The organism is Novacetimonas pomaceti (assembly GCF_003207955.1).
In the GTDB taxonomy this organism is placed as follows: Bacteria; Pseudomonadota; Alphaproteobacteria; order Acetobacterales; family Acetobacteraceae; genus Novacetimonas; species Novacetimonas pomaceti.
In genome coordinates, this window is the sequence record NZ_NOXG01000008.1 from 101,790 (window position 1) to 113,307 (window position 11,518).

The 11,518-nt window shown below is 55.2% G+C and carries 12 protein-coding genes; 7 read left to right on the forward strand and 5 right to left on the reverse strand.

The window, feature by feature from the left end; all coding sequences use genetic code 11:
* Positions 1–69: 69 nt before the first annotated feature.
* The 5 genes from CFR71_RS09150 to CFR71_RS09170 form a co-directional block, all read right to left on the reverse strand.
* A complete protein-coding gene (locus CFR71_RS09150) occupies positions 70–1,842 on the reverse strand; it encodes a copper resistance system multicopper oxidase (RefSeq protein ID WP_110530387.1) in 1,773 nt (590 codons plus the stop codon).
* A 74-nt stretch (positions 1,843–1,916) separates the two neighbouring features.
* Positions 1,917–2,336 carry a hypothetical protein gene (locus tag CFR71_RS09155; RefSeq protein WP_133251121.1) on the reverse strand — a complete coding sequence of 140 codons (420 nt, stop codon included), beginning with the start codon at positions 2,334–2,336 and terminating at the stop codon, positions 1,917–1,919.
* Between the two features lie 140 nt (positions 2,337–2,476).
* Positions 2,477–3,241, reverse strand: coding sequence for a glucose-1-phosphate cytidylyltransferase (gene rfbF, locus CFR71_RS09160; RefSeq protein WP_110530438.1), 765 nt, complete (start codon positions 3,239–3,241; stop codon positions 2,477–2,479).
* A 96-nt stretch (positions 3,242–3,337) separates the two neighbouring features.
* Positions 3,338–4,231: a hypothetical protein gene (locus CFR71_RS09165; protein WP_165829237.1), complete on the reverse strand. Its 894-nt coding sequence runs from the start codon at positions 4,229–4,231 to the stop codon at positions 3,338–3,340.
* 46 nt (positions 4,232–4,277) lie between these two features.
* Entirely contained in the window at positions 4,278–5,267 is a 990-nt protein-coding gene (locus CFR71_RS09170; protein ID WP_239020338.1) for an NAD-dependent epimerase/dehydratase family protein, read from the reverse strand.
* Here CFR71_RS09170 and CFR71_RS16890 point away from each other — a divergent pair.
* The 7 genes from CFR71_RS16890 (at position 5,193) to CFR71_RS09200 (ending at position 11,435) form a co-directional block, all read left to right on the forward strand.
* Entirely contained in the window at positions 5,193–5,360 is a 168-nt protein-coding gene (locus CFR71_RS16890) for a hypothetical protein (protein ID WP_239020339.1), read from the forward strand. The genes CFR71_RS09170 and CFR71_RS16890 overlap by 75 nt on opposite strands.
* A gap of 341 nt (positions 5,361–5,701) precedes the next feature.
* Entirely contained in the window at positions 5,702–6,421 is a 720-nt protein-coding gene (locus tag CFR71_RS09175; protein WP_165832073.1) for an SDR family oxidoreductase, read from the forward strand.
* Positions 6,422–6,586: 165 nt separating this feature from the next.
* Positions 6,587–7,132 carry a dTDP-4-dehydrorhamnose 3,5-epimerase family protein gene (locus CFR71_RS09180; RefSeq protein WP_110530397.1) on the forward strand — a complete coding sequence of 182 codons (546 nt, stop codon included), beginning with the start codon at positions 6,587–6,589 and terminating at the stop codon, positions 7,130–7,132.
* A 64-nt stretch (positions 7,133–7,196) separates the two neighbouring features.
* On the forward strand, positions 7,197–8,492 hold the full coding sequence (locus CFR71_RS09185) for a class I SAM-dependent methyltransferase (RefSeq protein WP_110530398.1): 1,296 nt from the start codon (positions 7,197–7,199) through the stop codon (positions 8,490–8,492).
* Positions 8,493–8,543: 51 nt separating this feature from the next.
* On the forward strand, positions 8,544–9,503 hold the full coding sequence (locus CFR71_RS09190) for a hypothetical protein (protein WP_110530400.1): 960 nt from the start codon (positions 8,544–8,546) through the stop codon (positions 9,501–9,503).
* A 40-nt stretch (positions 9,504–9,543) separates the two neighbouring features.
* A complete protein-coding gene (locus CFR71_RS16170) occupies positions 9,544–10,500 on the forward strand; it encodes a hypothetical protein (protein WP_133251122.1) in 957 nt (318 codons plus the stop codon).
* A gap of 53 nt (positions 10,501–10,553) precedes the next feature.
* Positions 10,554–11,435, forward strand: coding sequence for a DUF4910 domain-containing protein (locus CFR71_RS09200; RefSeq protein ID WP_165832074.1), 882 nt, complete (start codon positions 10,554–10,556; stop codon positions 11,433–11,435).
* Positions 11,436–11,518 lie beyond the last annotated feature (83 nt).

An 11,518-nucleotide genomic window follows, 5' to 3' on the forward strand; every position in this document is an offset into this window, starting at 1 on the left:
GGGCGGACGCTGCCGCGATGATTCCCGTCCCGACCAGAAGGACCATCGCCATCCTGTGGCAATGCTGCGTCATGACACAACGACCGTGCGGAACATGCCAAGTTCCATGTGATAGAGCAGATGGCAGTGATAGGCCCACATCCCCGGTTCGTCGGCGGTGACAAGGTAGCTCAGCCGCTCCCCCGGTTTTACGATGACCGTGTGTTTGTAGGGGCGATATTCCCCCTGCCCGTTTTCCAGTTCGCTCCATAACCCATGCAGGTGGATCGGGTGTTCCATCATCGTGTCGTTGATCAGGATGAAGCGGACGCGTTCGCCGACCTGCAGGTGGATTTGCTGGGCTTCGGAGAATTTCTTGCCATCAAATCCCCAGATGAACCGTTCCATGTTGCCGGTCAGGTGCAACGTGATCTCCCGCGAGGGCGGTCGCGGGTCCGCCCCCGGAATCGTGGCGCGCAGGTCGGCATAGGTCAGGACGCGGCGGCCATTGTGATCCAGTCCGTCGCCCGCTTCGCCAAGGCGGTTGATGGGCTTCATCGCGATGCTCTGGACCTCCACCCCCGGACGTAATCGCGGCGCGGGGGCAGGTTTGCTGTCCTTCATATCCATATGATCCATGTCCATCCCCGGCATATCCATATGGGACGAAGACGGGGCGTGGTGATCCATCGCGTGATGATCCATGTGGCCCATGCCCTGCATGTTCCCCATTCCCATATCGGTCATGGTGCGCAGGGGGCGCGGGTCCATGGGCGGGATCGGCCCGGCAAGGCCGGGCCGTGTTGCCAGCGTGCCACGTGCGTAGCCCGTGCGGTCTTCCGCCTGGGCAAAGATCGTGTAGGGACCATCACCGTCCGGGGAGATCAGCACGTCATAGGTTTCGGCTGTGCCAATGCGGAATTCATCGACCGGAACCGGCTCCACATCATTGCCGTCGGCCTGGATGACCGTCATCTTCAGGCCCGGGATGCGCACGTCGAACAGCGTCATGGAGGATGCGTTGATGAAGCGCAGCCGGATGCGCTCCCCCGGCCTGAACAGCCCGGTCCAGTTGGCGTGCGGCGACTGTCCGTTGAGCAGGTAGGTATAGATGATGCCCGACACATCCAGGATGTCGGTCGGGGCCATGTTCATCGCCCCCCAGCGCAGCCGGTCATGAATGGTCGCGGAAATGCCCCGGTGGCGCATGTCATGAAACAGGGTGCCGAGCGTCCGTTGCCGGAAATTGTAATAATCGCTGTCGAACTTCAGGTTGGAAATGATGTCCTTCGGGTCCACGTCGGTCCAGTCGGACAGGACCATCACGTATTCCCGGTCGAAATGATGGTTATAGCCCTGTCTGGGGTCGATGATGATCGCCCCGTACAGCCCCGTCTGTTCCTGAAATCCGGAATGGCTGTGGTACCAGTAGGTGCCGCTCTGATGCAGGCGGAAGCGGTAGGTAAAGGTCTGGCCCGGCGCAATTCCGGCGAAACTCAGCCCCGGAACGCCATCCATGCGCGCCGGCAGGCGAATGCCATGCCAGTGGATCGAACTGTCCTCGCGCAGGTGGTTCGTGACATTCAGTTCAACGGTGTCGCCCTGCCGCCAGCGCAGGATCGGGGCCGGGGTCGTCCCGTTGACCCCGACCGCACGGACCCGATGGCCCGTGACGTTGGCATGTATGGCGTCGATGGTAAGGTCGAAACGGGTGGAAGGCACGGCCGCGGGTTGCCCGGACATGGGGGTCTGCGCATACGTATTTCGCCCCGCAAGCGCCAGCGCCGTGCCCCACAGGCCCGCGCCGACCACGAAACGACGGCGCGTCAGCACGCCGCGTCCCGCATGGGATGCAAATTTCATGAGTAATCATCCGCCAGAAAAATCACGGAAGCGGTCACCGCGAGGCAACCGGCCCTGAAACGCTCAGAACAGGATCAGGCCGTTTTTCTGGGTGGGGGAAGTGCCGGGGCGAAAGTCGTCCCCCCGCCCCCGGCAATATCGGTGATGCCAAACACCATCGTCATGGCATATCGGGCCGACAGGATGGGAAAAGATGGCGCGACAGCCCAGCTGACCACGCAGTTCGCCCCCTGCAGGCAGCAGTGTTCGTCCCCGTGATGGCTGGCCGCGCCACCGCCACAGGGGCTGTCATGATGGCATCGGGACGCATGGGCATGAAGGTCCGGCATTCCCGCCATATCCATCGGGGCCATGGCCGTTGCGGTATCCATGGCGGGGGAATGAGGCATGATCGGCATGGCGTGCGAAGGCATGGCAATGAGAAGAAGCATTCCCACCTGAAACATCAGGCAGGCCAGCACGCGTCCCCATTTTCGCCTGCCTGTCCGGCTCACGTCCGTTTCCCTGTCCTTCACGGGATTGCATCATGGTCCCACGGGTGGGACGTGGCATCATAGCATGCCACGACATCCCCCTGTCCATCCCCCGGTTGCTCATCCCCGCGTGGGGACGTGCGTGCCACGCGGATGACGGATCACCACATCCGCCATGGCGCGTTATGGGTCGCCCACAAATGTTCCAGATGGCGCTTGTCACGCAGCGTATCCATCGAATGCCAGAACCCGTCATGCTTGAGGGCCATCAACTGTCCGTCATTGGCCAGGCGTTCGAGGGGACCACGTTCGAAAACGGTCTCGTCATCCTCAAGGTATTCAAACACAGATGGGGATAGCACGAAAAACCCCCCGTTGACGTATCCCTGTTCAATCGGTTTTTCACGAAAGGCGTTCACGCAGCCATTGACGATTTCCAGGGTGCCAAAACGCGCGGGCGGCCTGACCGCCGTGACCGTGGCGATGCGTCCATGGCTGTGATGGAAGTCGATGGTGGTGCGGACATCTATTTCCGCCACCCCGTCGCCATAGGTCATGCAGAACGGTTCATCCTGCAGATAGGGCTGCAGGCGGTGCAGTCGGCCGCCCGTCATGGTATCAAGGCCCGTATCAACCAGCGTCACGCGCCATGGTTCCGCATTGCGCCGCAGGGTGATGATGCTGTCGGACTGCATGTCGACCGTGATGTCCGAAGACAGGAGATGATAATGCGCGAAATACTGCTTTATCATTTCCGCCTTGTACCCCAGCGGGATCACGAAATCATTGATCCCCGCGCAGGAATATATTTTCATGATGTGCCACAATATGGGGCGGCCACCAATTTCCACCATCGGCTTGGGACGGCTTTCGGTTTCTTCCATCAGACGGGTTCCGTAACCACCGGACAGGATAACGGCTTTCATGACCAATATTCTCCATATAGGCTTCATATGAAGCTGGATGACCTGTAATTCCCGTCCCGTTGACGAAAGGGGCGGTTCTGCTTTCCCGGGGCGATCCTATGTCGGCAGGTTAAGGCGACGCCGCCATGTGACCCGCACGCTCGGTAATGCGCGGCGCAGCCATTGCCCCATGCCGATCTCCCCCCCCTCGCAGCGGAATCTCCAGTTGGAGACCATGTTTTCCATGACCGACAGGGGATAGAAATCCTCAAAGAAACGCAGTCCGTCCGTCGCGGCGAAACATTCAGCCAGGAAGGAGCCGCGTGGCGGGGCAAAGCGTTTCCATATGCCGATACGCACCATCTGGTCGTTCCACAGATGGAGCGTATAGGCCGAAGCGCACAGCTTCTCGCATTCCTGCCGATACTGCGGTAACAGCATTTTCCATGCCTCGCGGAAATGGATCGGAAAGAAATATTGCGGCGCATAGGAATCCTGCATGACCGCCTGACGGCCAAACAGCGATGTCAGCAGGCGGGGACCCGTCGCCCCCCACACCAGGTCCCGGTCACGCAGGGCAAGCGTTTCCTCGACCAGCCTGTCCAGCTTCGGGTTGTCGCGTTCCAGCCGCATGATCGCGCCGCATATGGACGTAGGATCCTCCTTTGCAATCAGCAGATCCCAGCGCGGCAGGTCGAGGCGACGCAGCATCAGCATGTCCGCGTCGACCCAGATATTGTCGGTCTTGTGGGAAAGTTCATAACGGAACAGGTCCGAGAAATGGCTGAGGTTCGGTTTTCCCCGGATCCTGAAACGCGTCATGTTTGAAGGATCGGTAATTTCCCGGGCGTCGCCGTTGACGACGCCCGGTGGCAGGTTTTCAATGGCTTCGTAACTATAGAGCGTGAATATGTATCCATGCGCCACATATGAATTGATGCAGGCGGCTTCATAGGCGGAAAGCGCTCCTCCTCCCCAGAAAGTGGCAAACATCGGTTGAAAAAGCGTCATGAGTTCCATCCTGATATGATATGCGGCAACAGGCGGGCAGGCCTTTTCAGGCGCTTGCGGTCCACCGGAGGTCCATTCCCAGATATCCGGCATCGATCATGTATTTCAGGGCATGAAGCCGGATCAGGGAAGAATTTCTGAAATTCCTGTCTGCAAAACCGAAGTTGCGTAATCCCGCAACCAGTTCGGTGATCGTTTCCGCCAGGCTGACCTGCGGCAGGAAATCGGGCGCCAGGGTGCGGAACAGGGAAAAATCCACCTTGTAGGACCTTCGGTCCGGCGGGGCGTCGGTATTGATGCTGACGGTCGTGCCGGGAATATGCTCCGCCACGGCTTCCGCAAGGTCACGGACCGTATGGTTCCATTCATCAGACCCGGCGTTGACCACCATGAAGGGCAGGCCCTGACGACGCGTGGCCGCCCATTCAATGGCGCGCGCCATGTCGCGGACATGAATCAGCGGGCGCCAGGGCGTGCCATCGCTGAGGACGACGATTTCGCCGGTCGTCAGGGCGCTGGCCACAAAATCATTGATGACCAGATCCAGTCTCAGGCGATCGGAAAAACCACAGGCCGTGGCAAAACGCAGGCATGTGACGGTCATATCGCCCAGTTCCATTTCCGCCAGTGCCTGCTCGGTCTCTATTTTTGAACGCGCATAGGCCGTAAGCGGCTCCACCGGGTCGGTTTCCTTCCGGGCCGGCCCGCTGGCCACGCCATATACACTGCAGCTGGAGGCGAAAACGAAATGCTTTACCCCGGCCTTTACCGCCATCCGGGCCAGATGGAGGCTGCCGCCACGATTGATCTGGTCCGTAACCTCCTCAAAGCGCGATCCCATCGGGTCGTTTGAAATGGCGGCAAGATGAATGACCGCATCCACCTCATGCAGGAATTCATAAGAAATATCACGCACATCGCCAAAATACTGCATCTGCAGGGAAATTTCCGGCAAAGGCCCATGCGTGGTCAGGCATTGCCCGAAAAGGCAGAGGTCATATCCGGTAATGTGCGCGGTCGGGAAGCTTTTCCTCAGGTGCCGCACGACGACTGGCCCTATATACCCCATATTGCCTACCACAAGTATGCGCATGGATTTTTTCTTCCCGGCTCGGGTGATGAAAAATAATTCGTCTTGAACGATCCCCATGACACGGAGATCGGGCGGGGAACCCGGGGCATATACCGTTCCATGCAGGCAACATCAGCGAACAGGACCCGACGTTGCATGCGAAGCCCCATTTTCCTTTTGCTGGGATCAGGAACGTTATGATGTCGACGGAGTTTTATCGACGAGAAAACAAATTCCGCGAACATGTCTTCTACAATAGGTAGGTCCTGTATGAATCCCAGGAAGGAATCTTCTATTTCCCCGTGTTCATCATGTTGGAATCCAAGGAAAAGAATATCCGCCCGTATTTCAGGTTCCCTGTCCTTGCGTGCAGGAATACAGCCATCATGAAATCAGCAATGAAATTTCCGGAATATGAATTTCCCGATAATGGCGTGGCCTTGGTCACCGGGGCGGGAAGCGGGATCGGCCGGGCAGTTGCCCTTGCGCTGCATCAGGCGGGTTTTCACGTCATCCTTGCCGGGCGCAGGCGGGAAGTGCTTGAAGCATTGGCCCGAATCCTTGGAAATGAACGGGCCAGCATCTGGGCTGTGGACATAACACGGGAAAATGCCCTCCCCCCTTTCATTTCCGCCATCCCGAAGCTGGAGGTGCTGGTCCATGCGGCAGGCATGTTCTGCGCGGACAGCATTGATCGCATTTCCCCCGAGGCCCGCGACCGCCTCATGGCGGTTAATGTCCATGCTCCGCTGAAGCTGTCGAACCTGTTCCTGCCTGCCCTAAAAGCCGCACGCGGGCAGATCGTGTTCATCAATTCAACCGCGGTCATGGGATCACGCATTCACACGGACGCCTATGCCGCCAGTAAATATGCATTGAAACAGGAAGCTGGCCGTCTGAGGGAACAGGTCAGGGAAAAAGGCATCCGTATCCTGAACATCTATCCCGGAAGGACGCAAACCCCGATGCAAAGCGAGGTCCTGCGGACGGAAGGGCGTCCGGACGCTGTCATTCCGATGCTCCAACCCCATGATATCGCTGAAATCATCATGGGGTGCATTTCATTTTCCCGCAGGGCGGACATCACGGATATCGTCGTCCGGCCGGCCACCAACTAAGGCCCCGCAACATCCATCCACATTCTGGCATTGCGAAAAAAAAGCCCGCGCCTGTTTCATACAATATTTTCATGCCTGCGGAACCTTTAGGAATGGTTTCGCTTAAGCAAGCACCATAGAGCGTTTTCTGATCCTCCAACGAATAACACGATTGTGATCTCATAAATGCTTTTCCAGTCGACAGAAATACATGATGCCAGGGAAATCATCCTTCCACGACATAAGGATGAGCGAGGATCTTTTGGACGTATATTCGATCGGGATATGTTCATGGATCATGGCATAACATGTGAATTCATACAGTTCAGCATTTCCCGTACGAAGCATGCAGGGACATTGCGGGGCATGCATTACCAGAAAGCCCCTTACGCTGAAGACAAGCTTGTTTATTGTATCCGGGGGGCAATACACGACGTAATCTGCGATTTGCGTCCAGAATCCCCGACATACATGAAGTGTCAGGGCTTTCATCTCAGCGACCAGAATAACAGGATGATCTATATCCCGGCCGGCTGTGCGCATGGCTTCCAGACCATGGAAGACAATGCAGAAGTATTATATGCCATGTCGAATATATATTCTGAAAATCATGCATATGGCATTCGTTTCGATGATCCTATACTTGGAATTACATGGGCTCGTCCTGTTTCGTGTATATCCGCGAAGGATCTGGATTGGCCCCCTTATGCGCCAGCATCATTGGTGGACTGAAAATGACGCTGTTTCGATGTTCCTGAAACCTGCAAAGCCACATCTGTCATAATGGATGGTTCTCATGGAAAACGTGGTACATTCGCCCTTCCGCGACAAATCGCAGCTTTACTCCGCGATCCCGCATTCAGCAATCGGCGCCTGCCGTCTTTGCGCGACCCCGCTGCAACGCAGCGTCGTGGACCTTGGCCTTTCGCCTCTGGCGAATTCGTTCATCAAGCCGGAACTGCAGAACAGCATGGAGGCATTTTATCCCCTTCATGCCTTTATCTGTGAAAAGTGTTTTCTGGTCCAGTTGTCGGAATTCGAGTCACCACAGTCGATATTTGGCGATTACATCTATTTTTCATCCTATTCCGAAAGCTGGCTGCAGCATGCAAGGAATTATGTGAAAAAACAGATCGATCGATTTGGTCTGGATGGAAAGTCCCTGGTTGTCGAGGTGGCCAGCAATGATGGCTATCTGCTGCAATATGTCAAAGAGGCCGGGATCAGGACCCTCGGTGTCGAGCCGGCGGCCAACGTTGCCGAAATTTCCGTATCAAAAGGCATTGCAACGGAAGTTGCCTTTTTCGGGGAGCAGACGGCCACCCGGCTGAAATCGGAAGGATATGCGGCCGACATGATGGTTGCGAACAATGTCGTTGCACATGTTCCTGATCTTCATGATTTCCTCGAAGGGTTCAGGATACTTCTTGCCCCGAAGGGGATCGTGACATTCGAATTCCCGCATCTGTTGCGGCTGATAAAGGAATATCAGTTCGATACCATTTACCACGAACATTTTTCCTATCTGTCGCTACAGGTCATCCGCCGTGCCCTTGCCGTGCATGGGCTTCGTGTTTTCGATGTCGAGCAGCTTCCGACGCATGGCGGGTCCCTGAGGGTATTTGCAACACATAAGGATAATGCAGAGCAGCAGGAAAGTCCTGCCGTGGAAATGATCTGCACGGAGGAAAAGGAATTCGGGCTCGAGGACTTTGCGACTTATGAGAAGTTTGCGCGAACCGTGATCGACATAAAGTGCGGTTTGCTGGATTTCCTCATCACGTCGCATCGCAACGGAAAGGTGGTGGTGGGTTACGGGGCGCCAGCCAAGGGCAATACACTGCTGAATTACTGTGGCGTTGGTCCGGAACTCATCCCCTTTACGACCGATGCCAGCCCCTACAAACAGAACATGCTCCTGCCCGGCACGCGCATTCCTGTTCTTTCCCCCGAAGCCATTCGTGAACAGAGACCGGATTTTGTCCTGATCCTTCCATGGAATCTCAGGAACGAGATTGTCGGAAGCCTGTCTTATATCCGTGAATGGGGTGGGAAATTTGTAATCCCGATACCCCGGATTGAAATTTTCTGAATTAAACACAGTCCCCCATGATTTTGGGAAATTTATCAGGGAACCGATCCTGTGGTTGATGTGCCGCGATACGCCGTTCTGTTCCGCACCCATACATGGGACAGTTTTGTCGAGCGTCAGTTTTTCCGGCTTCAGTCACTGATCGACCAGGGCGACCTGTTCGTGGTTGTCAATAATACGTCGGGGAAAACCAGGATTCCAGATACGCTCCGGGTTGTCGGGTTTCAGGAATCCGATTTCGGGAAAATGGGCCTGGCCGATGGCGGCGAAGGAAACCTGATGTGGTATAATGTGGATTATGCATTATACTTTTTCATGAATATATATGACGATTATGATTATTACGTACTGTTTGAATATGATGTCCGTGGGAACGTTAATTTTGATGAACTGATAAAAAAGGTTCACGACAACAGAAGCGATCTTGTCGGGGTGACCGCAAGTGGCGCTTTCAATAAATGGTGGTTTTTTCAATCATGTGTCGGCGTTTACGAGGAAAAGGAGCTGGTAAAGACATTCCTGCAGATCGGTATTTTTTCCAGACGTGCCGTATCCCTGCTCCTGCGGCGACGTCTGGAAATGTCGGCACAGTTTCGTTCCGGAATGCTGATGAACTGGCCCCATTGTGAAGCATTCATTCCAATAGAAATAAGAAAGGCAGGCTATCGCTTTTCGGATCTGTCCAGTTATGTAAACGTGAACCGTTACAGTCATGAACCCGCACACCTTGAAGAAGATACCAATTTTCTTGAAGAAAACGAGATCATTCACCCGGTTCTCGATACAAAACGGTATATCCTGAGCACGATCCGGTATGAAGGACGGCCGGAAAAGTTTTTCATTCCATCAAGTTCTTTTGGAAAGAAACTTCGCCGCTTTCCCGTAAGCAGCTATGGTGTTCCTTTGTTTCATGCCCTGAAAAAGCGGGCAAAACTGCTTTTCTCCCTGCTGGGTGAAAAAATATTTTCGTACCGTATCGGCAGGTTCAGAAAAATAAAAGAAGAATTCTGATTGAAATCACAATAGGGCATTCGGCATGAAATCCGGTTACATGGCAGTGATATTGTTGTCGGGACTATTGGGAATACAGGGCACCGCGCTGGCGGCATCCGGGGGCATGGATGCGGTATCCAACCTGCCTGCGGCGTTGAAATCCTGTTACAGCGGGCATGGTCCGTGCATCATCAACCTGTCGGGCCGGACCGTGCATCTGACACATGGCGTGGTCATCAATCCCCTGCGTGTCACGTTGCAGGACGGTCTGATCGATGCGTCTGCCCTGCCTGCGGGCGAGGCGGCGCTGACGGTCAGCACCGATAGCGAAACTGTTTCCGATTATGGATCATTCCTTCATTATATCAAGGGGATACGCCTGATCGGAAATGAAAACGCCGATGGGATCGTCTTCAACAGCGTCCATAATGACAATATACTTGCGGCTGCGATGACATTGGAAAACATGTCCATTTCCGGTTTCCGCCGGGGAATTACGTTCGCCAATCACTGTTACGGATTTGGCCTGTCCCATATCCAGATATTCAATAACAAGACCGGTATATACACGGCGCCTGCGGTTCAGGACGCGGGGGAACGCATCACGTTCGTTGATGTCGGTGTCTTCAACAACCAGTTGGGGATCGATGACGAAGGCGGGTTCGAGATGGACTGGGTTGGTGGTCATTGGGATTATAATGGCAGGACGGCCATTTTGTCCGCGCTGGTCGAATTTGACGGCCATATTGAAATCGGACCGTCCACCCAGCCTGTCATCGAATTGCGTGCCTTGCCAAACATGGTGGCATCCCAGCTGTACATGACCCCCGGATCGTTCGTCATGGTCAATGGCTATAACGGAAAACCGACGTCAGATGCCTGGATATCATCCAACAGCCCTTATAACGTCGTGCAGTTTCCTTTCAATACATGGGGCGTGACAGGCCGGGATGGGGTCATGAAAGGTCCGGGAAAGGTCCAGGCACCGGTCAGTGGTCCCTTTACGCCGCACTAGAAAATGCGCGCGCCCTGTATTTTTCTCCGTCAGAAGAAAGGCATGTTCCTGATATGGAGACCTCGCCGGAAATACTGTATCGTCATGTGGAAAACATATTTCCTGTTTTTCGAAGCATAACCGGCAGGGGCATCCGCCAGACGCTTGAATATATTTTTGACCTGACCGAAGGTTTTGAGATCCATCATGTCGCGTCCGGAACCAGGGTCCTTGACTGGACCGTGCCGGATGAATGGAATGTAAACGGCGCGACGATCCGACGCACCAATGGTGAAGTCGTGATTGACTGGGCACGGTGCAACCTGCACCTGGTCCATTACAGTATTCCGGTATGCGCGCGGGTATCGCGGGGGGAACTGGAAAAGCATCTCCACTGGCTGCCTGATCAGCCGGAACTCATTCCCTATCGCACAAGCTATTATAACCATGACTGGGGCTTCTGCCTCTCCGCAAAGCAACATGCACAACTGACGGACGAGGAATATGACATTGATATCCGGACCGAACTTGGCCCGGGGCATCTCAGTTACGGGGAAGTGTTGATACCGGCCACGCATCCGCCGGGGGAAAAGGCCGACGAGGTCCTGTTTTCGGTTCACTGCTGCCATCCCTCGCTGGCAAACGACAATGCCTCCTCAATCGCAATCGCGATTGAACTGATCCGCAATCTGCGGAACATGCCCTGCCGGCATTTGTCCTATCGTTTCCTTTTCATTCCCGGGACGATCGGATCCATCACATGGCTTGCCCGCAATCGCCATACGCTGCGGCATATCCGTCATGGCCTGGTCATGAGTTGCCTGGGGGATGATGGTTCTCCGACCTATAAACAGTCCCGACAGGGTGATGCGGCGATTGACCGTTATGCCGCCTATCTCGTGGAAACGCGCTGGGGTGGCAAGGTCGTGCCGTTCGAGCCTTATACCAACCGTTGATTGCTATAACCCATGAGCCCAATTGCGCAGTCCGATTGACATGATGCGCCATGGTTGATTGACGAGCTGGTTCCAGGCATGGC